Below are 24286 nucleotides of genomic sequence, written 5' to 3'. Positions count from 1 at the left end.
GCGAAGGCGGCCGGCCGTGAACCAAGCGGAGGGGGCGGTTACTACATCTGCACGGTCATGCCGCCGTCGACGGTCAAAGTAATGCCATTGACGAAGCTTGCAGCGGGCGATGCCAGGAACACGGCTGCGGGCGCGATCTCTTCCGGTCGTCCCCAGCGCTTCAGGGGAATGCGGACATCGACGAACGCCTGGAGTGCCGGATCGGCGGCAAGCGCCGCATTGGTCTCCGTCGCGAACCAGCCGGGGGCGATCGCATTGACTGTCAGCGTGTCGGAGCCGAGCTCGACCGCGAGCGAGCGGGTGAGGGCATCAAGGCCGCCCTTTGCAGCGGTGTAGGCCGGGTCGCCGGGTCGCGCAACGAAGGCGGCGATGGAGGTGACGAAAATCAGTCGCCCCGCAACGGAGCGGCGAAGATAAGGAAGCGCTGCCTTCGCCATTCCATAGGCAGCCGTCAGGTCGGCGTTGATCAGCGCAGCAAAGGAAACGGGGTCCATGGCGTCCGTACCACGCCGGTCGCGCTCGCCGACCGCATGGATCAGGATGTCGAGCTGTCCCGTTCCCGCCAGCGCCGCGTCGACTATCTGTGCGGCGTCCGTCGCCACATCGCCTGGGGCGACATCGAGCGCTATGCCATCGTCGGCAAGCCGGCGGCGTGCCGCTTCAAGTGCCTCGCGGTTGCGACCGTTGATTGTCACCGCCGCGCCCGCCGTGGCGAGAGCCTTTGCCATTTCGAGGCCGAGGCCGCGACCACCGCCTGTCACCAGTGCCGTCTTTCCGCTGAGGTCGAACATGTCAGTCTCCGATTCAGTGGCCGCTTTCAGGTCGATCAAATCTCGACAGACGAGCTTTAGCGCCTGCCGCGGCATCCGCCAAGGATACCCTCGCGTGCCCTTGTGCCGGCGCCCGCTGGCACGATGTCAACGTCCGGGTTGATTGTCTGGTGGAGCCGGGCATCGCGCGGATGGCGAAGACTCCTGTTGTCCGGCTGGTTCTCGCCCACAGGCCGCCGGCAGCTTTGCGACGTTGAGGTCTTATGCCGACCGACCGACGCTTGATCGATGCCTGGACGCTTGACGGCGAAGGCACGGGCACTCTCCGCTTGCTTGTCGAGGGTGGTTGAAAGGCGAAGCCGAATGGCTCGAGGGCCAATGGGCCGGGCAATCGCTCGTCGGTGATCCCGAGTTCCAGGCGATCGCTGAGCGGTTACGCACCGCCAGGCGCAATGGGGGAGATGAGCGACCGCGCCCTTGGGGCGCGGTCGGCTTCCGTCCGGCCGGCCGTGAGCCGACTCCACCGCGCGTCACTTCATCGTGTAGACGTCGATGCTGAAGTACTTGTCGTTGATCTTCTTGTAGGTGCCGTCAGCGCGAATCTCGTCGAGTGCCTTGTTGATCTTCTCGCGCAGATCGTTGTCTTCCTGGCGGACGGCAATGCCGACGCCGTCGCCGACGAACTTCTTGTCGGTGATCGGCTCGCCGATGAGTTCGCAGCAGCCCTTGCCATCATCGTTCTTCGTGACCCAATCGAGGAGCGGCAGCATGTCGCCGACCTGGAGATCGAGACGGCCATTGACCATGTCGAGATTGGCTTCGTCCTGGGTCGGATAGAGCTTGATCTCGGCATCGGGATAGGTCGCGGTGATGTATTCGGCCTGGGTGGTGCCGGACTGCGCGCCGATCACCTTGCCCTTGAGCGCTTCGTTGGTGAACTCCGTGATGCCCGAGCCCTTTGGCGCGGCATGCGTCATCGCGGCAAGATAATAGGGATTGGTGAAGGCAACCTGCTTCTTGCGTTCCTCGGTGATGAACATCGAGGCGATGATCAGGTCGTACTTCTTGGCGAGCAGACCGGGAATGATGCCGTCCCAATCCTGGGCCACCACTTCGCACTCGACCTTCATGCGCTCGCACAGCGCAAGCCCGATATCCACATCGAAGCCGCTGATCTTGCCGGCGGGATCGATGAAGTTGAAGGGAGGATAGGCGCCTTCGGTACCGATCTTGATCTTCTCCGCCGCCTGAGCTGACGAGGCTGTTGCCGCCATGATGGCGAGTACGGCTGCTGCAATCTGCTTCTTCATTCGCGTTCCCCTTGTTCGCATCATTCTTGATGCTTTCCCGGGAAGACTATGCCGCTGAGGTCTATAAGCGAAATAGATAGGCGCGATAACCGTTATTGTTTTGGTTGATTGTCACCTACAGCATGGCGTCACTTGTAGCGACCGTGGCGCTGAAGCACCTCGATCTTGTAGCCATCGGGATCGACCAGGAAGAAGAAGCGGGCAAGCAGGGTACCATCACGGTTGAAGGCGACGATCTTGCCAGGGTTGAGGCCCGCATCGGTGGCGCGCTGATGCTCGGCATCGAGATCGGCGACCGAGAATGCAAGATGGCCATAGCCGTCGCCGAGTACATAGGGCTCGGTTCGATCCTTGTTGACCGTCAGCTCGAGCTCGAATTCGCTCTCCTCATTGCTGAGATAGATGAGGGTAAAGGTTTCGAAGTCCAATCTTTCGGCGACCTCAAGCCCGAAGGCCAGGCGATAGAAATCGGTCGACTTCTTTTCGTCGAGAACGCGGATCATCGAATGGATCACCTTGGCCATCATTGTTTCCTTTGGCGTTGAATGCGAGCGGGATAGCAGTAACACGCTCGGTGAAACCGGCTTGGGCGGGAGCTTCGATCAGGCCTTCGCCTGCCGCTTCTTCAATTGTTGCTCGCGGAAGAAGATGAAAAGGCCCGAGGCGACGATCAATGCCGCCCCGATGATCACCGTCGCACGAGGTGTGTCGCCGAAGAAGAACCAGCCGAAGACCACGGCCCAGAAAAGCAGCGTGTATTGCAAGGGCACGACCGTCGCAGCATCGGCAAGCTTGAGCGAGCGGTTGACCAGCATATGCGCAAGCATTGCGACGATACCGAGCATGCCGAGTTGTAGCAGCGCCTCGCCTCCAACCGGCGCCCAGCCGGAAGGATTGGCTGCGACCCCGACGAGCGAGAAGATCAAAGCGCCGACGATCTGCCAGAAGACGAGGGTGGTATCCGGTGTCGAGCGCAGTGTGCGGCCAAGCATCAGCGCAAAGGCGAAGGCGGTGCTGCCTGCAAGCGCGATCAGTGCCGGCAGCCCAAGGCTTTCCTTGGAAGGTTCGAGCGCGATCAAGACACCGGCAAAGCCGATGAGGATCGCCGTCCAGCGCCGCCAGCCGACCTTCTCGCCGAGCAGGAACGGCGAGGCAGCAGCGACATAGATCGGCGCCGCCAGCCAGTAGGTCATGGTGTCGGCAAGCGGCATATAGGCGACCGCGAAATAGAAAGCGGAGGCATCGATCGCAAAGAGCAGCGAGCGAAGCGCCTGCAGTCCCGGCCGCTCGATCTGGAACATCGAGCGCAATCCGCGCCGGAGAATGAAGGGCGATAGGAACAAAAGGGCCGCAATGCTGCGGATCACCATCAACTGGCTGACGGAATAGGTCGCAACCAGCCATTTCCCTATAACGTCGTTCAGCGAGAACATCAGCATGCCGAGCAGCATGATGAGGACGCCGGTCCGGGCGGCATTCGGGACGGTTACGGGGGCGGTGATCACAGTCATATTACGGCCTTCAGCAAGTTGTGCAGGCCATGACACATTCCGATCCGTCGATCCATTGCCGTTCGCATATGGAACGATAAGTTTTGCGAATGAATGGGTGTGGGTGTTCGGGTGCCCAACGAAGATACCGCCCTATCCCAACACGAGAGCTGATACTCACCCCCTCAGACACCGGCGCGATCGAGGAGGGGTACGGCTTCAGTCTGGTGCGGTTGTTCGCGTGCGCAACGCAACTTGCGCATGCAGCACAAAAGGTCGCTGCGAGCGTTGGCGCGTCCGCGTACGAAAAAGGCTTTGTCGATCTGCCGGCGTAATGTTTGCAAACTGCTCACTACCGTGGATCGAAAAGGCCTCAGCCCGGACGCTCCCCGAAGGCTTTCGGGTGCAGGGGTCGACAAGCAGGTGCACGGCTGGGATCATACCACTGATCGCGCGCCCATTTGGATCGAGCTTTCCCTTCAACCATGAGACGGAGGAGCAGCAATGCCGAAACATGACTGGCGGGGTGACCTGCGTCTTGGTCTCGAGAGTCTGATCGACGCGGCCGTCAACCGCGGAGCGCAGCGTAGGGATGTCTGCGCCGCCATTCTCGAAGACTTAGGACACTTGCGCCTCGCTTACGACAGAGATCCCGATCCCGCCGATGACGTCAGCGAGCAGTTCGTCGAAGAACCATCTAACAACTGGCCTGCAGCTGACTAAGCCTGGGCCAGCTCGTCGAGACGAGCCGATTGGTCAGTCGATCGTCCTTGACGCTCGCAAGATCGTGGAGCGTCTTGCGTGTCGTCTTTGCCGAAACACGGTGAGAAATGCGGCACGGGCATTGTCCTTCTTGAAAGCGTTCGGGTGCCTATTCTTGACGGCGTAGATCAAGGTCCTGGCCTCCCGGCTTACGCGGACGTACCGGCGCGCCGGCCGTCGCCGGCTGCGCAGCGCGTCGGGTGGTAGCGGCTCCCGGCCGATCTGTTCTATTATGCGAGGGGGCGTCCGCGGTCGAAACCCAAGTCATCTGCGGGACGTGTCGAGGCGCGGCGCGCCAACGGTTCGACGAGCTTCTTGACCGCGTTGCGTTGGGCATCAGATTCGATTTTGTCGAATTCACTTGCCAATTCCAAAGCTGCGAAGCTGACGTTGGGAACTGGTGCGATGTTGGTGCTTGCGTCCACGTCTGCGAGGAGCCGGGCAGAAAGCCAATCCCAGCAAACCGTTTGGTGATCGCCAGACAAAGCAAGAGCGCCCCTTGACGTTCCTCCGGACGTTGCTATTTAGGAAATCGCTCCCGCCCTTAAGACATCAGACGCGGGAGGAACACTGGTGCCGGGCCCCTCTGGCGAGAGTTTTTACGGCGCTCTCGTGATGTCGGTACCGCCAGCAAATTAGCCGGCGGATTAGCTCCAATGAAAACTGATCTCATGCCTCACGCATGTGCCCCTTCGGCTGTGCGTATTTCCGTTTTGAAACCGCATTTCTTCACTGAATCCGGCGTTGTTCGCGCGAAGGAGGCTCGTCGATGACACAGCCTCAATCGCACGCGAGCGCGCTCGGCTATTTCAAATGGGCCTTCATCGTCACGGCGGTCGGGCTTGTGCTCGGCGCCTGGCTCGGCTGGCAGTCGACCGGAACCGTCGGTGGGATGGTCTCGGTCTTCTTCATCTGCACCGTGCTTGCGGTGCTGGAGATCTCGTTGTCCTTCGACAACGCGATCGTCAATGCCAACAAGCTCAAGGACATGACGCCCGAGTGGCAGCATCGCTTCCTGACCTGGGGTATCATCATCGCGGTTTTCGGCATGCGCATCGTCTTCCCGCTCTTGATCGTCGTCATCGCGGCGAAAATCGGCCCGATCGAAGCGATCGTTCTCGCCGCAAGCAAGCCCGAGGAATATGCGCGCATCATGAACGACGCGCATCTGCCGATCGCCGCCTTCGGCGGCACCTTCCTGATGATGGTCGGCCTGACCTACTTCTTCGACCATGAGAAGGACGTGCATTGGATCAAATGGGTCGAGAGCAAGATGGCGCGGTTTGCGACCATCAAGGGCATCGAGATCGCGTTCGTTCTGGCACTCATCCTCGGCTTCTCGACCCTGCTCGATCCGGCGGAGGTTCACACCTTCGTCTATTCGGCGATCTACGGTCTGTTGACGTTCCTCGTGGTGGAGGTGGTCGGCGGCCTGCTCGACGCCTCGCAGGAAACCATGAGTGCGGCGGCAAAGGGCGGCTTCGGTGCCTTCCTCTACCTCGAAGTGCTTGATGCCAGCTTCTCGTTCGACGGCGTCATCGGTGCCTTCGCGCTGACGCAGAACCTCTTCGTCATCGCGATTGGCCTCGGTATCGGCGCCATGTATGTTCGTTCCATGACGATCATGCTGGTAGAGAAGGGTACGCTCAGCGAATACCGCTACCTGGAACACGGCGCATTCTACGCGATCCTGATCCTCTCAGTCGTCATGTACTTCCAGACCCTGATCCACATTCCGGAAGTGATCACCGGCCTCGGTGGGGCTGCCCTCATCGGCATCTCGCTCTGGTCGTCAATCCGCTACAACAGGCGCGAACGCGAAATGGAACAGGCGGAAACGGCGGATTCTCAGCAGGGACTGCGCGCCTGATAACGTCTCACGAGGTGAAAACGGACCCGGCGGACACGTCCGCCGGTGCTTTTCCCAGTAGCGCGCGCTGCTACCGCCAGCGAGGTGTTGGTGACTCAATATAGTTCACCTTCCACGCCTCATAGAAAGGTTGGAGTTCTACTGGAATCGCCTTCTCGAATTCTTCATCCATTGGAATATGCGGCATTGTCGCCTTCGTTGCCGATAACACAGCCATGCCTTGCCTGCGGTCCTTCGGCCTTTTCCGTGGGTCGCGTTTCTCTTGCTCCGACATCCAGAGCTTTTGTAAGCCAAAGTACCGAGGGTCTGGCACTACCAAACGAGCAGGAGTTCCATCCCGGGCAACGACAACATGGCTCAGATGCGTTCCTAACAGCAGCCACTCCTGCTCCTCTAGCGGCAACGGGCTGGGCTTGTCACTGTGGACCATGTTACCGACCCTCGATGGGGCCACCAGAAGCTCAAATTCAAAAGCTTTTGCATTCCGAACCTGAAAAGTACGTTCTGTATTCACGGTGTAGGTGCTGTCCACCGCTTTCAACATTGCCATAACGCCCAAGTCTGCCTCATCTTTGACGAGGGCTGACCACGTCATGTCGAAATCGTCAGTTTCGGCCGGAGCGTCATTGATCTCACCACCTGCCTCGATGCTGTAGGCAGGCATCGCATTCGTGCCCACCACAACCAACTTGCTGCCGAGCCACGGCTGCTCGGTTGCGGCCGCGATTTTGGGCGGTGCGCCCCGCCGTCCGATGCTCATTGACCTCTGGTGATCGGGAAGTTCAAAACCTCGCACGACGGCCCCAAAGCCTTTCGCTCCGACTGTTGCATGCGCCACAGGCCCTGCCGGCCGCATAGGTCAAGGAGTTCGATGCCCTCCGGCGGCGCCAGCCGGTAGCAGGGGGACGCCCAAAGCAGTGCGTACAGCTCCGACCCGGAACTATGACATCCTGTTGAATTTGTCCTGAAATTAGTTCGTCCGCCCGCGTTACTACGGCCCGTTGCCTGCGTTGACTCCTGGGACCGACGCCCGCGAGTGGCATGGGAATGGCGGTGGCCGAGTGGAAGATCCTCACCTGAGGTTTGCAAGCCAGCCGGAACGGTGAAGGCTGCGGACGCAGAAGGAGGGAGAGGGGAAGGGGGCGTTCGCGGCGGGTTGCGGTTGTTGGAGAGAGGCTCCGGCCAGCCCGCTACGGAGAAACGATATGGCACAGGCCATCCAGAAAATCACGCTCAACGCCGGGCGTGACATTCCCTTCAACAAGCTCGTTCTCAGCCAGCAGAACGTGCGCAAGACCAAGGCGGGCGTATCGATCGAGGAGCTTGCCGAAGACATTGCCCATCGCGGACTGCTGACAAGCCTCAACGTCCGTGCCGAAGTTGACACCGACGGCAAAGAGACCGGCATCTACCGTATTCCGGCGGGCGGCCGTCGCTACCGTGCGCTGGAACTGCTGGTCAACCAGAAGAAGCTGTCCGAGACCGCCGGAATACCCTGCATCGTCAGCAAGGGCGAAACCCTGGAAGTCGAGGATTCGCTTGCCGAGAACGTCAAGCGCCTCGATCTCCATCCTCTGGATGAGTTTCGCGGTATGATGGCGCTGCGCGAGCAGGGGCTCGACGAAGAAGAGATCGCTGCCCGTTTTCACATCTCGGTTGCGACGGTGAAGCAGCGCCTGCGGTTGGCCTCCGTCTCGCCGCGCCTGCTCGAATTCTATGCCAATGACGAGATGAAGCTCGGCCAGGTCATGGCATTTTCGATCACCAATGACCACGTCCGGCAGGAGCAAGTTTGGGACACGATCTCACGATCCCATAATCAGGACGCCTATTATATACGCCGGATGCTGACGGAAACCGCGGTCCGGGCATCCGATCGACGCGCCGTGTATGTCGGCATCAGCGCCTATGAGGCCGCCGGCGGCGTCGTGATGCGCGACCTGTTCGATGAGGACAATGGCGGATGGCTGCAGGACCCGGCGCTGCTCGAACAGCTCGTGCTCGAAAAGCTGACTGCCGACGCCGAAGCACTGAAGACCGAAGAGGGCTGGAAATGGGTCGATGCCGCCCTTGACTTTCCTTATGGCCACACCTCCGGCCTTCGCCGCTTCTACGGTGAACGGGTCGAGTACACCGAGGAGGAGCTTGTGCGCCATGATGCCTTGAAGGCGGAATATGACAAGCTCGATGCCGAATATGCGGCGGCGGAAGATTATTCCGAGGAAACTGAAGCCCGGCTTGAGGAACTCGGCAACGCGTTGGATGCCCTGAACGATCGGCCTTACGTCTTCGATCCGGAAGACGTCGCCCGCGGTGGCGCCTTCATCTCGCTTGGCGTTAATGGTGAGCTGAAGATCGAACGCGGGTTCGTCCGGCCCGAAGATGAACCGGTGGTCGAGACCGATGGCGGTGAGGCCGGCGATCACGACGACGACGGTGAAAGCGGTGATGATGTCTTCGCCGGTCATGCAACCGGCGAAGTTTCGATCAACGGCAAGCCTGTCGGTATCGAGGAAACGGAGGAAGATGACGGAAAAATTCGTCCGCTCTCCGACCGCCTCATCGAGGATCTGACGGCCACCCGCACTGTCGCGCTCAGGAATGCGCTTGCCAATGATCCGGTGATGGCATTTATCGCGACCCTGCACGTGTTCGTCCTGAAAACTTTCTACAGATACGGGTCGGACTCATGCCTGGAGATCACCGCGCAGCAGACCGCGTTCAGCCAGACGCAGGGGCTCGGCGATACGATCTGGGCGAGGGAGATCGGTGAGCGGCAGGAGTCCTGGGGCTATGATCTTCCCGGCAATGCCGACGAGGTATGGGACTATCTGATCGCACTCGACGAGGCCAGCCGCATGGCGCTCTTTGCCCATTGCGTCTCGCTGTCGCTGAACGCCACGGTCCAGGCCTGGAACCGGCGCTCGAGGGAAGTCGCCCATGCCAAGCAGCTTGCCCATTCGATCGGCTTCAGCATGGTCGAGGCAGGCTGGACGCCGACGGTAGACAACTACTTCGGGCGCGTCACAAAGGCCCATATCCTGCAAGCTGTCCGCGAGGCGAAAGGCCAACAGTCGGCGCAGCTCATCGATCACCTCAAGAAGCCCGACATGGCGCGTGAGGCCGCCCGGCTGCTGGAAGGCAGTGGATGGCTCCCTGAAGTGCTGCGGCTCCCGGTCGACGAGACCCCGGCCGGGGTCGCTTCTGCCCCTGTAGCGGATGCGGACGGGATTATCGATGACGATGCCATGGAAAGTGCTGGCGTCGAACTGCCGGCCTTCCTGACGGAAGGTGCGGATGCCGAAAAGGCATCCGTCGATCGTGCGGAGGGCGACGGTGCGCATCTCGGCGCCGCGGAATAATCGCTACCAAACTCATTGCTCAATCGGAGGCCTGGCACTGTGTCGGGCCTTTCTGATTTCTGAACGTTGGAGACAAAGCATGTCTTGCCGGGGCGGGGCGGCTGTCCGCGGGTGGAGGAAGAGAGGGGCCGGAGGAGGGGCGAAGCCGGGCGATGGAGAGAGGGTTGCCCGGTCTGAATCCTGTCGCCTCTCTGGAGAATAAATCGATGTCGACATCCGCGATTGCACCCCAAAGCGCCACCATCGTCCCCGAAGAGCGTCGCCAGGAATTCCTGCCGACCCTGTTCGGGCGTTCACTCCTGATAGTCGCCGAGAACACGGTCTATAGCCTCATGGAGCGGCTGAGCCCGCTCGACTATGGCGGCGGCTTCTGGGATTTCTACGAACACGAGGGCAAGCCGCTGTTCCTCGCTCCGCAATCCAAATCGCGGTTTCGGATCACCGGCGAGATCACCGGATTTCAGGGGGAGGTGTCCGCCGAGGCCGCCGGCATCATCGCCACGCTGTTCGCCTTCTCCTATCTCTCCTTCCAGTATCAATCCGAACATCTCTCTGAAGGCTACGGCCGTCTCTACGCCTATTCGGCCGACCATCCGGAAGCTGCCGAAATATTCCAGGCGATCGATTGAGGTCCAATAAGCGCCGCTCTCGGGTGGCGTGCCTGAGCGCCCGCCTGCTTGCCGCGTCGCACAGGCGCTTCGGCGGCGATCCATCTTCCAGCCCACCAGCCCGGTTGTCGCGCGAGCGAGCAGCCGGGCCTCTTCGTTTCAGGAGATTTTAGCATGAACACCATCATTTCCAGCCCGCGGCCGGTCTCGTCCGGCTTCAAGGTCGATATTTCCCGCGGCGAACGCATTGGCCGCGTCTCGTCCGAATGGTTCTCGCGCCCCGACGATGAGCGCTACCTATCACTCACCGATCTCCACCGCGCGGTCAGCGCCAGAACCGATCGCGCCCGTGTTCGAACCGTCGAAAGCGCGGAGATCCGCGTGGAAGCCACCCGTGGCAATGCCGAGCGTCTCGCCTTGATTGTTCCCGGCGGGCGTGAGCCGATTGCGCCGACGCATTGGAGCTACGGTCAGCTTTGCAGCCTGGTCGGTGCGCCTGCGAGCTATATGCGGCAACTGCCGGCACCTCTGGCGGCGATCAATCTTCAGCACGGGCTCCTGAACCACAACGCCGAACTGGTCAAAACACTGGAGATGGATGACGGCCGCCTCGAGCTCCGGGCGGTGACCGGCCCCGAATATGGGCGCATCTGGGATAAGGATCTGGTTGCCGCCGTGATGAGCATCGCCGGCAACGGAACCGGCGATACGATCTGGAAGGTGCCGGGCGTGCTCGACTGGTCGACCATGACCCACAATCCGTTCGTCGATATCACGAAAGATACGACCACGCTCTATGCCAGCGACCGCGATGTGTTCCTGTTCCTCGTCGACGACACCCACCCGATCGAGGCTGGTCGCCTGCCGAATGGGGAGCCGGATCTCTACTTCCGCGGGTTCTATGCCTGGAACTCCGAGGTCGGGTCCAAGACGCTCGGCATCGCGTCGTTCTATCTGCGGGCAGTTTGTGCCAATCGCAATTTGTGGGGCACCGAAAATTTCGAGGAAATCACGATCCGGCACTCGAAGTTCGCGGCGCAACGTTTTGCCCATGAAGCCGCCCCGGCGTTGACGAACTTCGCTAATTCCTCGCCCGCGCCCTTCATCGCCGGCATTCGCACCGCACGTGCACGGGTCGTTGCGCGAAATGACGAGGATCGCTCGGATTTCCTGCGCAAGCGCGGCTTCTCCAAGGCCGAAACCAGCAAGATCATCGAGACGGTGCTTTCCGAAGAAGGGAGGCCACCGGAGAGCATCTTCGATTTTGTCCAGGGCATCACAGCGCTTGCCCGCGGAAAGGCCCATCAGGACACGCGGCTCGAACTGGAAGGCAAGGCCCGAAAGCTGCTTGAACGCGCGGCCTGACTACGGTCTTCGCGGCGGAATCTCTCCTTCGTTCCGATGAAAACCCGGCCATCGCGCCGGGTTTTCGCGTTCACGCAAAGGCAATCCCATGTTCAAGACCGAAGCACTCTCTCCCATGCAGAGCGGCCGCCTGAACGCCGCCCTGGACAGGCAGTACCGATTTGACGGCCTCGTCAAATCGCTTCGCTCCCATATAGAGGAACTGGCGGCGGCAGGTCCGCTGGAGCTGACCGAAGGGGACGGAATGATCGATTATTCCCGGACGCACTTCAACCGGCTCGCCTCCTACAAGGCCCAGGACGCCTATATCGCGCGTCTCAAGGCGAAGCGATATTTCTACGTCAACGGATGGGCGGTTCCGAAGCTGGTCTATGACGCGATCAGACGTTGATCTCGGCGATTTTCTCGGCCGCAACATCGGAATTTTGCATCGGCGCATCATGCTCGCCGGATCTCTCCTCGGCGCCGACCTGATCGCCAGCAGCTTTCAGGTCGATTTTTCCCCAAATCGAATGTTCTTTTCGAGAAAGGCGGCGCCGATTTTTGATCTCGACGACGAACGGTTTCTTTTCAGGCTTCATGATGGTCCGATTGAAAAAGGCAGATAATGGCGCAGGTGTTCTTATTCGTCTCGCCCTGTCAACGCCCCGCAACTCCGTGTTCCCGTATCAAGGAAGTCGCGGCATCTCGCCCTCGGCCACCCTCCAGACCCAAGGTGCGATCTCCGGCCTCGCGTCGATCATATCGGTGAGTGCCTGCTCGTATTCATCCCCGGCGCTTGCCGGCACGATGAACATCGCAACGGGCGCGGGTTTCTGTTCCGGCAATGTCACCGACACGATCGGCGCATCGCGGGGTAGGTTGAAACGCAGGCCCTTGACGCTCTTTCGCTTGAGGTGGCTGAGTTTTTCCAAAAGCCGTAACTCGTGGATATCCTCGAATGGCAGCCAATGCTCGTTGACCACCATCAGGGAGACCTCTTCGACCGACGCGATGCCGGCGGTCGAAATGCCGAAGGTGGCGATGACCATCAGATGGAATGCCTCGCTCGAGCGCCACAACTCCAGTTCGGTCTCATAGCGGGCTGCGAGACGCCGCCAGGCGCCATCCTCGATCATCAGCGGGAAGGGCAGATGCCGTACGACAATCTTGTGTCCCTCGCGGGCTGCGGAAAACTCCTTCACCTCGGCGACGATCATCATCAGCTTGCGCGGTCCCGAACCTGTCGCTTGCACACCCTTGAGCGCGGCGGCGCGCCGGGCAGCAATCCCGTCCTTGTCCTCGGCGTGAAAAACCTCAGGAACGAAGAGCATGTCGCTCAACGGACCGCCCCTTGCGGTCATCTGCGAGGCGGCATTGATGAGGCTGGTGCGCACCCGGCCCCAGCCGCGCCGGCCCGCCCATGTCGAGCGCCATTCCGTCAGTTCGCCCGCCTCCCAGAGATAATGCAGCATCGCCCTGAGCGACAGCTTCTTGGGCTCGCTGCGGACGCTTGGCTCCGCTGCTTCAGCCGGTGCGCCTGGCGCCGATCGTGGCCCGCGTTTTGTCAGGGAAAAATCCAGCTTCAGGTCGGCCTTGCCGCTGGCATCGATCTGGATCGCATTGCCGATCAGGGGACCGAGACCGGAAAGTTCGTAGGGCGGCTCATAGGAGGCGCACGCAGGATTGTGGTCGCGCCCCGAAAGCGGCATGCGCTTGATGAGATACTGATCCTCCAGGCGCGCGATATACATCGCAACCGGGGGCTCCTTGCACATGCACATCGGCCGAAGCCTCTGCTCATAGGCATGCGGAAGCAGCGCCCGAAACTCCTGCGAGGATTCGTCCAGCGTCTGATCGCCGATCGTGAAGTTTCGCACTTTGGTTCTCCCCTTGCTTCGGCCGAAGGTACACGGGTAGCGCCCATTTTACTATCAAAAAACAGACAGTAAAAACCCCATAGCGTTGCAGATTTGCGCCCCTCGGGGCCGGGTCGCGGAGACCGCCGTCGGCGCGCGCCGGGGGGAACGCAGCTCGGCTGGAACCAATGGGCGGCGTTGACGGCATCGTCGATGACGACTTCCGTGTTCCGCTTTCGGCGTGGCGAGGCCGATCAGGATCAGTCACTCGCCGGCGCCGGGGAACTCAGGCATCTGGGCACTCCAGCCCGTCAGCCGACGTTCGGCAGGGTCAATGAGCTAGCATTTCGTCGACGACCTGTTTGCCGTTCAGGTGTGACGGATAGTAGGTCGGCCAGTTGGTGACTTCCTTCAGCAGGGCGGCACGGTCACTGCCCCAATAGACGTGGTAATGGCCCGCCTTCTCCGGCGCGATGATGTGGTCACTGAACTGGATGAACTGCGGAGCGGTACCATCACCACCGGTCTTCTTGAAGACGTAGCGGACACCGCGATTGCCCTTCTTGTAGGTGAGGATTTCATGGCCGTCCGTTTCATAGTTTCCGCTGATAGACTCTTTTCCGCGGAAGAACGTGACGTTGCTGCCCTCGATGACGATCCGATCGACGTCGGTTTTATATCCAGCGTCGTAATAGGCGCGATATTCGGCGACGCTCTTGCCGCCGTGTTTTGCCTTGTCCGCCATGACCGGGTCCAGCGTCCCATCGACCAGATAGGGATAGACGGACTGCCAATCGCCTTCCCAATCCGAAAGCGCGCGCGGCTTTACCTGATCATCCTCGAAATACCCTTCGTACACGGACCCTTTGGCACTATGGGAATAGCTATGGGCGTGATCATGCCCGGATGACGTTTGGGCGCCCTGCATTCCCTCGGAAAGAGCCTGTCCCGCGAAAAGAAGTGCTGACGAAACACTGAGAGCGTAGCCGAGTTTTTTGATCTTCTGCATTCTTTGGAGCCTTTTCGGTTATCGGGTATGGGTCATGTCTGATGACTGGTATGTAATAACATTACACATTGCCGATTATCCTGCTTTCGGAAGCGACGCAAGAGCCATTCGGCCGCGCGATGCCGCGTGATCCATTGCGGTCGAACGCGCCGCCGGGGGTGAAGGAGGGCCGCATTGGGGGGCGCCAAAGCGAGCGAGGGAGAAAAGCTCGTCCGGTCCGGGTCTCTGGGATCGTCATCGGAGTTGAAGGTCCGAACGACCAGGTGGCGCCGGACGGCAAGGAGTTCCTCCGCTTCACGATCGTCTCTGTGCCGACCGGCCGAAGCTCAGGTTTCTCATTCCGGCATCCGAGGAAGGCGTGCCGTTCCTCTCTCGCCTCATCGAACGGCATCCCATCGTCGATGTCACTGCACGGGGGTGATCGCAATGCTGTCCGCTTCTCAATTGGCCGATCGTCTCGCGCGCGACGCCGAGGCGGTCTGCCGTTACTACCTCTCCGCCGGCCATCGGGCCGGCAACTACTGGATCGTCGGCGATGTCGCCAACAGCAGGGGCAAGTCGCTCTATGTCCATCTCTCCGGCCCGCGCGCTGGGCGGTGGACAGATGCAGCAACCTGTCAATATGGCGATCTGCTCGACCTCGTTCGAGAAACCTGCGGCTTGGTGGACTTCCGTGATGTCGCAGAGGAGGCGCGGCGTTTCCTAAGCCTTCCCCATCCGGCGTCGTCCCGCAGGGGCGACGCCCGCACCGATCCGCCGATCGATAGACCGGCAGGCGAACGAGCAAAACGCCTGTTCCGCATGACGCAGCCGCTCGCCGGCACGCTTGCCGACCGGTATCTGCGTCAGCGCGCCATCCCGCGGGCCTCCGTGCATCCGGCCCTGCGGTTCCATCCGTCCTGCTACTACCGGGACCTCGTCACCGGCAGCACGTTGAGCTATCCGGCCCTGATCGCCGCCGTGACCGATCCCTCCGGCGCGATCACTGGCGTCCATCGCACTTACCTTGGGTCCTCTGGGCTCGATCCGGACGGCGTCAGCAAGGCGAAGGTCGAGAATCCCCGCCGCGCTCTTGGCAATCTGCTCGGCAACGCAGTGCGCTTCCGTTTCCCGGTCCATGGCCCCGTTCCGGTGATGGTCGCCGGCGAGGGGCTCGAGAGCATTCTGTCCCTCTCGCATGTGATGCCGGGCATGCCGATGGTCTCGGCGCTGACCGCAAATCACCTCGCCGCCTTCCGCTTGCCCGATGGATGCCTGCGCCTTTACATCGGTGCCGACGCCGATGCCGCAGGTCGACACGCTATCGAGGGACTGAGCCGCCGCGCGCAGGCGCTCGGGGTCCTGCCGCTTGTGCTCGCCCCGGAACTCGGCGACTTCAACGAGGACCTGCGCCGGCTCGGACCCGACCGGCTCACTGTGCATCTGAGAGCCCAGCTCGCACCGGAAGACGCTCTAGCCTTTCTGCCCTCGTGATGCGGCTGGATGGGAAGGCGGGAGAGGGCGCGGCTTGGCAGGGAAAACCGGTCCATACCGGTCGCCGATCGTGTGGCGCGCGCCCACGGGCCTGCCGAGAGGCGACCCTTACCATGCGGCGGTCGAGCCTTCAGCGGGTCAGTCGGGTTTCTTCCCCGCGCCGGCACTTGCCTGCCGCATCGGCTGTTCCGAAAAGCGGTTCCCACTTTTCGGGTCGATGCGGAAGCCGGCGCTCCTCGCGGGCCAAGAAACCCGTCTTCCGCCGCCCGGCGCTTCGCTGGGCCACTTCGCTGCGCTCGCGGTTCCGGCCCGTCTGCCGCATGGAAGGGATCGCCGTCAGGCCGCGAGAGGCGCGGCCCAAACCGACGGAGACCATGATGAACCTTACCTTGTCCCTCGACGACGCCTTCGAGCCCCGCCACGCCTCTTCCCCAACCGATCGCTTCATCTACGAGATGCAGATCAACGGGCATCGCCCCTTCCAGGACGAACCGGACCCGCGCCCACTGCCCGAGGAGCCGGTCGTTCAGTCGGCGCTGACCGCGGTCTTCGATGCCCTGTTCGAGATGCTCGGCGACACGCGGCTGGAGCCCGATCTCGAAGATCTGCTCTGGTCGACGGTCAACCTCTTCCACCGCGCCGGCGAGCGCATCCAGCGCGAGCTCCAGCGCAACGAGGATGCGCAACGAAGCGGACAGAGGGAGCAGGACGGCTCAGAGGTGAAAAGCGTCGAGCTTGAGCGCCTTATCGTAGAAGGCATCACGCTTCTCGAGCGCCGCAACGCCTTCGAGTTCATGCGCGACTATGCAGCCGATCTCTTCGAAGCCCAGACCGGATCCGCCTGGCGTCCGCGGACCGGCTCCAAGGTCAGCCATGCCAACATGACCGCGGCGATGATCGACAGCCGCGACTTTATTTCCGCCCGCCGCCGCGCCGAGACCGAGGTGCTGATCCCAGCCGGCACGAAAATCGCCTTCGGCGGCGGCATCGACTACAACGATCACGAACGGATCTGGGCGAAACTCGATCAGGCTCTCGCCAAATATCCCGACATGGTGCTGTTGCATGGCGGTTCGCCGAAGGGAGCCGAACGTATCGCCGCCTGCTGGGCCGAGGCGCGCAAGGTGACGCAGATCGCCTTCAAGCCGAACTGGACGAAGCACGCCAAGGCGGCACCTTTCCGGCGTAACGACGACATGCTCTCGGTCATGCCATCAGGCGTCGTCATCTTTCCCGGCTCCGGCATCACTGGTAACCTCGCCGACAAGGCCCGCCGACTCGGCATCCCGGTCTGGCGGGCTGCAGGAGATGGCGCGTGAGCGCCGTTTTCTTCGCACGGGAAGAGCCGGATGTTTGCGAGATCGCGTCGCAGGTTGCGCGCAACCACAGCTCGTTCATGCCGTGGGAGGATGTAGCCTTGTATCGAGGGCAAACGCTTCCTGGAATTTCAGGGCATAGGCGCCGGTCGCGCCGCCGGCGAGAAAAATCAGATTCCAGCTATGCGGCGACACCGCGCTCGGGATCGCGACGAAACGGTGGCGGCGAAGCAGATTGTCCCCGAAGGCTTGCTGGCCCGCACCGGGAATCCCGGGGCGCAGCCAGTTGGGGTTTGGCAAGCTCGCTGGATCGACGAGATGGACGTCGCCGGGATCGGCAATGATTGCCGCCGTCATCATGTGCGCCACTGTGTCGAGCGCCCGAAACCCCTTGTGAACCGCAACCTCAAGGATTGCGGTTGCCGGATCGAGTGAGCAATAGACGGCACGCGCGCCCTTGCTGTTCCAGCGGCCGCCAACCCGATAGGCTCCTTCTCCGCTATCCCAGGTTGGCGCATGGACGGCCTGATCGAGCCGCCATGCAATCAACTCCGTTCCGCCGAGCGCGATCGGCAAAAGGGTCATGCATAGATGCCATATTCGAGGCGGTCGAGGTGATCCTCTACCAACTCGACACCGGCGGGCGTCCCGAGAAGATCGATCGGGCGGCGCTGATCGAGGCCGACGGCTGGGCGCTCCAGCCATTGCTCTGCTTCCGCCTGCGATCCGAAGATATCCGTTGCTTTTGCGAGGATCTCGGCGAACTTCCAGGCACGGCCGCTCTGTTCCTGGCTGAGGGGCTTGGAAGGCGTCTCCTTCCGACGCTGCCAGGTGCGCAGGCTCATACCGACCGCCTTTTCAAGAGACTCGTTCTTGCCGATGACGACGAGGTTACCGACAAGATGATCGAGCGCCAACGCGGGCAAGCCGTTTAGAAGCAGTTCATGCGCGTCGAGCGCATTGGTCAAGCGGCGCGCCAGAACGCGCGATCCGCCGAGCAACGCTTCAATCTTTTGCAGTTCGCCACCGCTTGCTGAAGAAGGTGCTTTTGCTGCGATGGCCATGATCTTTCTCCCATGTCATCTGTCGTTCATTATATGTCATGTGTCGCGAGCAATTTCAAGGTTCGAACCGTGCAGCCGGCGACTTCGCCGGACCGGGCAACTATGTCACTAGCATCCCCTGTCTCGCAGGCTGTTGGAGATGGCGCTAAGCGCCGTTTTCTTGCAAAATCTGGAAAGGATCGATGTTATGGATAAAGACAAAGGAGTATGACCATGCGTCAGTTCACGACGGGCGATCTCAACAAGCAGGTTGGCGACGTCACCGACGCCGCGAGCCGCGAACCCGTCGTTCTCACCAAGCACCGGAAACCCCGCTTCGTGCTGATGAGCTACGAAAACTACGAGCGGATGCGCACCGGCGGCGATCCGCGCAGCGCCCATCGCGCTTCGGATATGCCGCAGGAACATAAGGAGCTCTTCGCCGCGGAGATCGACCGGCTCGGGCGCGGCGAGGGGTATGACGATGAGTCATGAGTTCCTGCCCGGCCAGGTGATTGCCTATCCCCATATGGGCGTGGCAACACGAGTGCGGAAAGCCGAGGGCCGCAAGACCCGGCCGACCTGCGTCGTGGACGCTGTCCGTGGCGTGAATGACGGCTTGACGCATCTGGCGCTTCTCGCGATCACCAGATGACCCGCTGCAGGCGGATCGGATCGCCTTGGAAGTTTCCGATATCGAGTGCTGGCGGGCAGGCCTCAGCGACCTCAAGCGCTGCTGGATCCTTGTCGACGAATACAATTACGATGTCGCCGAACGATCCTGGTATATCGAGCCGGACGAGCCAGCGCTTGGCCGGTTCAGCAAAGCCTTCATGATGAGGATTGCCGCAGCCTTCGGCCAGGCGTCGCGCAAATCGGGACGACGCGTCAATCGGACGGAGTAAGCGAACGCCGGCCCCACACGACGGGTCGGAGCATACGTCGAGGCGACAGCGATTGTGCCGAGACGGGACCGTGGCAAGATCGCCTTGGTCGATCTCCGCACCGGCCAGCGCATCGAGATATCGCAGTGCTGTTGGCTGGCATGGTCACCGCGGTCGTCTCGACGGGCAGGCGAGAAGACCGCGCCCTTCCGACGTGAGGCTGCTGCTCGATACGCATGCCTTGTTGTGGTGGCGGAACGACGACGAGAAGCTGGGGAATCATGCGCGAGGCCTTATCGGCGATCCTGAGAACGACGTCCTCGTCGTGCCGTCTCCCTTTGGGAAATCACCGTGAAGCTGCGGATCGGCAAACTTGATGCCGATATAGAAGAGATTCTTGAGATCTCGCCGGGTCAGGGGTTCGACCGGCTGGATATCACAGATGCGCATCTTATCGCTCTTACGGCCCTTGCACTTCATCACCGCGATTCCTTCGATCATCTTCTCATGGCGCGGGCCGTGGCGGAGGGAGCGCATTTCGTTTCCCAGGATCAGCATGTCGCGCTCTATGGCATTCCGTTCGTGACTTGCTCGGTTCCTCGTGATCTCCGAGGGGCTTGGTTCCGCTGACCAAGCCGGCACCGATCGCTCGGATGGCGCGCTTGCCAATGGCGATGTGCCTGGCGAACACCGACGGCTCAGATAGCCGGGCGCGGACGGACGAGTGGGGAAAGATCACTCATCTGATGCCACGCGATCAGCTTCACCCAGTATTGCCGCAGTGTCTGGAGGCGGCATACCGTCGCCGCGGCTGACCTCTCGGATCAACAAAGGGATGATATTGGCAGCGGATGTGCTCATCCGCCTGCTGTAGTTGAGATCGGGCGAGTACGCATCGACTGGCTTGGAGGCAAAACGTTCAAAGGGTGCGTGGCCGATATCCCGCGGCGTCGAACCGGACAGCCATGATGGTTTGTCGCGTCCTTCAGTTGCCCCGAACCATTCCCGTTTTGTGTCGCTCGTATAGACGACCGCCTGCATTCGCGGCCAACCCCTAAAGGGGTAAGACTCGTCCGAAATTTTTGCAAAATTCGATTTCGGTTCTTTTGTCCTGGCGGAAAATAGAATTTTGCAAAATTTTCGGCCGAGCTGACCGCAGCAGGTCGGCCGTCTCTTCGTGCGCCATCGGGAATGGTCCCGAGCAACGAAGGAGACAGAACCATGGCCACCACGATCGCAACCCTGACGCAGAAGACCGACGGCATCCTCGAAGGCGTCTTCGCCACCATCCGGGTCAACGCCCCGATCGCCATCGTCCCGAACGCAAGCAAGTCGAGCGAAGAAGCCCCCGACTACCGCGTCATCCACCGCAAGACCGGCTTCGAGATTGGCGCAGCCTGGAACCGCATTGCCCGCCAGACCGGCGAGGAATACCTCTCAGTGAAGCTGGAGGCCCCCGAGATCGGCGTGATCTTCGGCAACCTCGCACCGGCTCCTGGCGGCGATCCGAGCAAGAAGGTAATCCTCTGGAACAATCCGAACTGACGAGCCAAGCGAGCGGCCCCGAGCGATCGGGGCCGCCCTCGCCGTTTCGCGGTCTGATCGCTTCGCGCAGCATCGGGAGCAAAAGCGGGCATCGAGCCCGCTTTGCTCCTCCTGTCGTGCCAAATGAGACGAAAACATGTCTGCTCAGATACGCAAATCTGTCGTGAGCATCGCGCCGCCTCAAGGACATCGCGGCCCCTCCAATTTTCAGCCGCTGCCCCGAAGGGGCACCATCAGAAAATCGGTTCCTCCGCTCGCCGGCTCCGCCGGTCGCTGACGCGATCCTTGACCCGGCCCGATCCTCACGACCCCGGGCGTCATCTTTCACATCATCAGGAGATGACGAGGATGACGATAGCACTCGAAATGCAGATTGAAGAACTGCGTGCCGAGCTCAGGAACGCGGAGCCCGCCGAACGCCGCCAGATCGAAATGGAGCTGGAACTGGCTCTGGCCGAACTGGCGGCAGCGATCGCCGAACAGGAAGGCACCATCGACGCCGCGCCACCCTTCTGAGGGCGGCGTTTGCCGTGTCGTCAAGCCTGGGCGGCCGGATCGACCGGCAGGCCTGGCGGAGCTTCGCTTCGCACGATGATCACAGTCGTGGATCAGGGAGATCGCCTTGAGCAGACGTTACGCCATTGGGCCACGCCGGAAATTTGCGTTCCGCCTGTAGCCCGTTTCAGCCGCAGCAGATCCAGAAACATGCGGACAACATCCTCTTCCTTGTCGAAGTGATGCACCATGGCGTGACCGACTGTCCCAATGCGCCCCATCGCCGCGTCAGGCGGGGCGTACCGAACAGCGTCGGTTCGATCGCGAGCGCGTAGAAGCGTACCATGATTTATCTTGAGCCCGAGCCGCCAACTGGCCGCTTCCGCAAGGCCTTCTTCCTTCCGCTGCTGCGCGAATTCATCAGTCGCCGCAAGTCAGCCATGGAGGTCAGCCGATTCCGCTGACCTTCCGCTTGCGAAAGTCTCATTACCGTGCAGCTTCGGTCGTCACTGCACCGGTTTGACGAAGCGGTTCGCCTTGGTCACGGCATCCATCTCCTTCCGCCGGAAGTAGATCGCGCGCCCGCAGCGGATCGGACTATGCCCCTGAACGATGATGATCTGTTCGTCCTTTCTCATCGACTGGGTGATTTCGTGCGGCATGATCAGTGGCCGGCGCTGAAAGTTGACGCTCTCCGATTTGCGCGATGCGCTGTTCTTCGTGTCCCAGCCAATGCTGCGGGAGCTTGCCTTCACCTCGACTGTCATCTCGCCGCACTGCGCCGAGACGTTGCGCGCCGTGTCGAACGCCTTGATGGCGGCATAGGAGGCGAAGGCGCAGCCGTCGATCCACGACGTCGCGCCGTCCTTCCCGAAATGCCGCTCCAACTGGCCCACTGACTGGTACATGAGCATCATGCTAATACCGTACTTACGGCCGCGGTCGCGTGCTTCCTCCAGGACGCGCATGTAGCCGAGGAGATCGACCTCATCCAACATGAACAGCGCGCGGCGCTTAAATGCGCCATCGGCGTGAATCAGGGCATTGATCAGCGAGCCGATGACCACCCGGCCGATGCCTGGATAGGAGCGCAGGATCGATGCCGGGATGTTGAGGAAGACGTCCTTCTTGCCCGAGACGATGTCAATCGATTTGAACGCATTGCCGCAGACGAGCGCGGCGTAGCTGTCGAGCGAGAGCCATTGTGTGTCTTTCGACGCGGTCGAATAGACGCCCGAAAACGTCTGCTCGGTCATGTTGGTGAAGACGCCGAGCGTCTCGCGGATGAAGGCGGACGCGGAATGCTCCTGAATGTCACGCAGCATCGCTAGCACCGAGGGTTCCGGCTCTGAGACGATCTGCCGGAGACTGCGCAAGGTTCGCCGTCCCTCGTATTCGGGAGAGAGCATGACATGAGCGAGCAAGCCTGTCAGGAGATTGTGGGCCTGGTTCTGGAAGTAAGCCCCGCTCGAGGACTCGAAGCGCACGCTCTCCGAAAGCAGCATATGCGTGATGCCAACGATATCCTCCTCTTGTCTAGCCGACGTCTCGATCCCGTAGAGCACGTTGAACCCCATGATCGGATTCGTCGGGTCGAGCACAATCACCTCGCGGCCGAGGACGCGGGTGCGGTGCTCGACCACCATCGGCGCGATCTCGGTGGAAGGATCAAGGCAGATCAGCGGCCCGGTATAACGCAACGCCGTCGGCACCACGTTGCTTGTGGTCTTGTATCCACCCGACCCGGCGAAGAAGAGCATATGGGTGGAGTCGAAATCTTGGCTGTAGGTCAGCAACGGCGCCTTGCCGCCTTGCCCCCATGTGGCCGGATCGTTCGGATCGAAGGGCAGCTCATGGACGACGTCCTTGTCCACCCGGTAGCGCTCGCCGACGACGATTTCGCCATCCGGCGGAAACAGCCTTCCCGCCGCCGCCATCGGCAGCCAGTCCGCATCCCCGAAGGTCCCGCGTTTTGCGCGTTTGACCCGCTCAGGCACGACAGTGGAGATGCGCGCGGCCACCGCCACCGCCATGAAACCGGCGATCGCGCCGATGACGGCGACCATGTCGAGATAGGACAACGCGCGGTCCCATGTCACCGCGGCGTTCTCCACGGACGGGGCGAGTCGACCGAATTCGCGCAGCGCGTAGAAGCCGGCTACGGCCAGAAAACAGACGAGACTCGCCATGGCTACCGGCCTTCGCCGGTGCAATGGCAGCACCCACACGCTTAACAGCCCCGCCAGCGGCCCAAACAAGAGCGCCGGTAAGGGCGAGGCCCGCAGGAACCAATAGGCCGCCTTGCCCGACATGCCGGCGGCGAGGCCCGGCCAGCGCCAGCCGACGACGTAGACGGCAAAGGCGGTGACGGTGATCGGCACCAGAACGAGCAACTGGCTTGGATGCGGCTTTGCCTTCAATGCCATTCCGGTGTCTCCGTGAGGCGAGGTGATCCGCCATCAAGCGCGGGAACCTTGAAGGCTTCCTCGCCGATATCGCGCAAGCGCCGATGTTCTGATGAGCCCGGAGCAACTCTAGCCAGTTCGAGGAGACCACCGAGCAGAAACGCCCGATCGGCCTTGGAGAGACCGGCGCGAACGACGATGGCGCCGAGCAAAAATTTCTCGCGCGCCTCGCGCTTGCGATCAGCCGTCATGAGAAATTTCCGCCGGCGTTCCAGTCCCGCCATTTGGCTGTCGATGCGGCGAAGCAGATGCGTGAGCCACCCCCTTCTTCTCGCCTTTTTGAAATCGCACGGCGATCTCTTCGAGGATGCGATCGACCTCCTCGTCGGTGATTTCCATTTCCGCCAGCCCGGATTTCGTGGCGGCGCGGGCAAAGCGCTCGGCGGACTTTGCGATCATCGAGCGTCTTCGTTCGCGCAGCTTCTCGATCTGGGCGTCGATGTCGGAGATCGATGATTTTGCGGCCATTCCAGCGTCCTTCCCTTGATGGAGCAAATCTCTGCGACGCTGATTATACTGTCTGTTTTATGATAGTAAAATAGATTACGTTGCATTATCCCGAGAACGTCGCAGCCGGAATTCCGGCAAATGGCCGTCTTCCGGAGAAGCGGCATCGGTCCTGCGGTCCGATCGGTTTGAGGGCGCAATATACGTCGCTGGCGCGACGTGCTTGAGAGGCCT

At 61.4% G+C, this 24286-nt stretch carries 27 protein-coding genes and 2 pseudogenes; 14 read left to right on the top strand and 15 right to left on the bottom strand.

What is annotated here, in order from left to right; translation table 11 throughout:
• Window positions 1-41 precede the first annotated feature (41 nt).
• The 4 genes from QM996_RS25025 to QM996_RS25010 form a co-directional block, all read right to left on the bottom strand.
• On the bottom strand, window positions 42-791 hold the full coding sequence (locus tag QM996_RS25025; RefSeq protein WP_334196639.1) for an SDR family oxidoreductase: 750 nt from the start codon (window positions 789-791) through the stop codon (window positions 42-44).
• Window positions 792-1300: 509 nt separating this feature from the next.
• Entirely contained in the window at window positions 1301-2080 is a 780-nt protein-coding gene (locus tag QM996_RS25020; protein WP_334196638.1) for an ABC transporter substrate-binding protein, read from the bottom strand.
• Between the two features lie 128 nt (window positions 2081-2208).
• On the bottom strand, window positions 2209-2604 hold the full coding sequence (locus QM996_RS25015; RefSeq protein WP_334196637.1) for a VOC family protein: 396 nt from the start codon (window positions 2602-2604) through the stop codon (window positions 2209-2211).
• A 78-nt stretch (window positions 2605-2682) separates the two neighbouring features.
• Window positions 2683-3591: a DMT family transporter gene (locus QM996_RS25010; protein WP_334196636.1), complete on the bottom strand. Its 909-nt coding sequence runs from the start codon at window positions 3589-3591 to the stop codon at window positions 2683-2685.
• A gap of 483 nt (window positions 3592-4074) precedes the next feature.
• On the opposite strand from QM996_RS25010, the gene QM996_RS25005 reads away from it, so the two are divergent.
• Both QM996_RS25005 and QM996_RS25000 read left to right on the top strand, forming a co-directional pair.
• The gene (locus QM996_RS25005) at window positions 4075-4293 is read left to right on the top strand and encodes a hypothetical protein (RefSeq protein ID WP_334196635.1); all 219 of its coding nucleotides are present in this window, start codon (window positions 4075-4077) and stop codon (window positions 4291-4293) included.
• 808 nt (window positions 4294-5101) lie between these two features.
• Window positions 5102-6202, top strand: coding sequence for a DUF475 domain-containing protein (locus QM996_RS25000; RefSeq protein WP_334196634.1), 1101 nt, complete (start codon window positions 5102-5104; stop codon window positions 6200-6202).
• A 70-nt stretch (window positions 6203-6272) separates the two neighbouring features.
• Here the strand turns inward: QM996_RS25000 and QM996_RS24995 are convergent, their stop codons facing one another.
• Window positions 6273-6998, bottom strand: a complete 726-nt coding sequence (locus QM996_RS24995; protein WP_334196633.1) for a GSU2403 family nucleotidyltransferase fold protein — start codon at window positions 6996-6998, stop codon at window positions 6273-6275.
• A 409-nt stretch (window positions 6999-7407) separates the two neighbouring features.
• Between QM996_RS24995 and QM996_RS24990 the strand changes: the two genes are divergently transcribed.
• The 4 genes from QM996_RS24990 to QM996_RS24975 all read left to right on the top strand — a co-directional run bounded on the left by QM996_RS24990 (window position 7408) and on the right by QM996_RS24975 (window position 11928).
• Window positions 7408-9564, top strand: coding sequence for a ParB/RepB/Spo0J family partition protein (locus QM996_RS24990; protein WP_334196632.1), 2157 nt, complete (start codon window positions 7408-7410; stop codon window positions 9562-9564).
• Between the two features lie 206 nt (window positions 9565-9770).
• Window positions 9771-10193 (top strand): antirestriction protein, encoded by a 423-nt coding sequence (locus tag QM996_RS24985; protein WP_334196631.1) that lies wholly within the window; start codon window positions 9771-9773, stop codon window positions 10191-10193.
• A 153-nt stretch (window positions 10194-10346) separates the two neighbouring features.
• On the top strand, window positions 10347-11537 hold the full coding sequence (locus QM996_RS24980) for a DUF932 domain-containing protein (RefSeq protein WP_334196630.1): 1191 nt from the start codon (window positions 10347-10349) through the stop codon (window positions 11535-11537).
• Between the two features lie 88 nt (window positions 11538-11625).
• Entirely contained in the window at window positions 11626-11928 is a 303-nt protein-coding gene (locus tag QM996_RS24975) for a hypothetical protein (RefSeq protein ID WP_334196629.1), read from the top strand.
• Here QM996_RS24975 and QM996_RS24970 read toward each other — a convergent pair.
• The 3 genes from QM996_RS24970 to QM996_RS24960 form a co-directional block, all read right to left on the bottom strand.
• Window positions 11918-12118, bottom strand: coding sequence for a hypothetical protein (locus QM996_RS24970; protein WP_334196628.1), 201 nt, complete (start codon window positions 12116-12118; stop codon window positions 11918-11920). The genes QM996_RS24975 and QM996_RS24970 overlap by 11 nt on opposite strands.
• Window positions 12119-12205: 87 nt before the next feature.
• Window positions 12206-13396, bottom strand: coding sequence for a DUF1173 domain-containing protein (locus QM996_RS24965; protein ID WP_334196627.1), 1191 nt, complete (start codon window positions 13394-13396; stop codon window positions 12206-12208).
• A gap of 310 nt (window positions 13397-13706) precedes the next feature.
• Window positions 13707-14384, bottom strand: a complete 678-nt coding sequence (locus tag QM996_RS24960; RefSeq protein WP_334196626.1) for a ZinT family metal-binding protein — start codon at window positions 14382-14384, stop codon at window positions 13707-13709.
• A gap of 426 nt (window positions 14385-14810) precedes the next feature.
• Here QM996_RS24960 and QM996_RS24955 point away from each other — a divergent pair, with 426 nt between their 5' ends.
• Window positions 14811-15857: a DUF7146 domain-containing protein gene (locus tag QM996_RS24955; protein WP_334196625.1), complete on the top strand. Its 1047-nt coding sequence runs from the start codon at window positions 14811-14813 to the stop codon at window positions 15855-15857.
• A gap of 377 nt (window positions 15858-16234) precedes the next feature.
• The gene (locus QM996_RS24950; protein WP_334196624.1) at window positions 16235-17176 is read left to right on the top strand and encodes a DUF2493 domain-containing protein; all 942 of its coding nucleotides are present in this window, start codon (window positions 16235-16237) and stop codon (window positions 17174-17176) included.
• Window positions 17177-17251: 75 nt separating this feature from the next.
• On the opposite strand, the gene QM996_RS24945 is transcribed toward QM996_RS24950, so the two are convergent.
• Both QM996_RS24945 and parS read right to left on the bottom strand, forming a co-directional pair.
• The gene (locus QM996_RS24945; RefSeq protein ID WP_334196623.1) at window positions 17252-17758 is read right to left on the bottom strand and encodes an RES family NAD+ phosphorylase; all 507 of its coding nucleotides are present in this window, start codon (window positions 17756-17758) and stop codon (window positions 17252-17254) included.
• Window positions 17755-18237, bottom strand: a complete 483-nt coding sequence (gene parS / locus QM996_RS24940; RefSeq protein ID WP_334196622.1) for a type II RES/Xre toxin-antitoxin system antitoxin — start codon at window positions 18235-18237, stop codon at window positions 17755-17757. Before parS ends, QM996_RS24945 begins: the two co-directional genes overlap by 4 nt.
• Window positions 18238-18450: 213 nt before the next feature.
• On the opposite strand from parS, the gene QM996_RS24935 reads away from it, so the two are divergent.
• The 4 genes and pseudogenes from QM996_RS24935 (at window position 18451) to QM996_RS24920 (ending at window position 19730) form a co-directional block, all read left to right on the top strand.
• On the top strand, window positions 18451-18711 hold the full coding sequence (locus tag QM996_RS24935) for a type II toxin-antitoxin system prevent-host-death family antitoxin (RefSeq protein WP_334196621.1): 261 nt from the start codon (window positions 18451-18453) through the stop codon (window positions 18709-18711).
• Window positions 18695-18871: a hypothetical protein gene (locus QM996_RS24930; RefSeq protein WP_500270381.1), complete on the top strand. Its 177-nt coding sequence runs from the start codon at window positions 18695-18697 to the stop codon at window positions 18869-18871. Before QM996_RS24935 ends, QM996_RS24930 begins: the two co-directional genes overlap by 17 nt.
• A gap of 25 nt (window positions 18872-18896) precedes the next feature.
• On the top strand, window positions 18897-19121 hold the full coding sequence (locus tag QM996_RS24925) for a hypothetical protein (protein WP_500270380.1): 225 nt from the start codon (window positions 18897-18899) through the stop codon (window positions 19119-19121).
• A 193-nt stretch (window positions 19122-19314) separates the two neighbouring features.
• Window positions 19315-19730, top strand: a pseudogene (locus QM996_RS24920) (type II toxin-antitoxin system VapC family toxin).
• Window positions 19731-19835: 105 nt separating this feature from the next.
• On the opposite strand, the gene QM996_RS24915 reads toward QM996_RS24920, so the two are convergent.
• Entirely contained in the window at window positions 19836-20141 is a 306-nt protein-coding gene (locus tag QM996_RS24915) for a hypothetical protein (protein WP_334196620.1), read from the bottom strand.
• A gap of 180 nt (window positions 20142-20321) precedes the next feature.
• On the opposite strand from QM996_RS24915, the gene QM996_RS24910 reads away from it, so the two are divergent.
• Together QM996_RS24910 and QM996_RS24905 are read left to right on the top strand one after the other, a co-directional pair.
• Window positions 20322-20645: a DUF736 domain-containing protein gene (locus tag QM996_RS24910; RefSeq protein ID WP_334196619.1), complete on the top strand. Its 324-nt coding sequence runs from the start codon at window positions 20322-20324 to the stop codon at window positions 20643-20645.
• A 348-nt stretch (window positions 20646-20993) separates the two neighbouring features.
• Window positions 20994-21161: a hypothetical protein gene (locus tag QM996_RS24905; RefSeq protein WP_334198786.1), complete on the top strand. Its 168-nt coding sequence runs from the start codon at window positions 20994-20996 to the stop codon at window positions 21159-21161.
• Between the two features lie 92 nt (window positions 21162-21253).
• On the opposite strand, the pseudogene QM996_RS24900 reads toward QM996_RS24905, so the two are convergent.
• The 4 genes and pseudogenes from QM996_RS24900 to QM996_RS24885 form a co-directional block, all read right to left on the bottom strand.
• Window positions 21254-21486 (bottom strand): annotated as a pseudogene (locus QM996_RS24900) (WGR domain-containing protein).
• Between the two features lie 160 nt (window positions 21487-21646).
• Window positions 21647-23566, bottom strand: coding sequence for a Ti-type conjugative transfer system protein TraG (traG, locus tag QM996_RS24895; protein ID WP_334196618.1), 1920 nt, complete (start codon window positions 23564-23566; stop codon window positions 21647-21649).
• Window positions 23557-23796 (bottom strand): conjugal transfer protein TraD, encoded by a 240-nt coding sequence (locus tag QM996_RS24890; RefSeq protein ID WP_334196617.1) that lies wholly within the window; start codon window positions 23794-23796, stop codon window positions 23557-23559. Before QM996_RS24890 ends, traG begins: the two co-directional genes overlap by 10 nt.
• The gene (locus QM996_RS24885) at window positions 23786-24073 is read right to left on the bottom strand and encodes a TraC family protein (protein WP_334196616.1); all 288 of its coding nucleotides are present in this window, start codon (window positions 24071-24073) and stop codon (window positions 23786-23788) included. Before QM996_RS24885 ends, QM996_RS24890 begins: the two co-directional genes overlap by 11 nt.
• Between the last annotated feature and the right edge of the window lie 213 nt (window positions 24074-24286).

The sequence above is a fragment of the Sinorhizobium chiapasense genome, from assembly GCF_045277575.1.
GTDB classification, from domain to species: Bacteria; Pseudomonadota; Alphaproteobacteria; order Rhizobiales; family Rhizobiaceae; genus Ensifer; species Ensifer chiapasense_A.
This window is presented reverse-complemented; position numbering and strand designations above follow the sequence as displayed.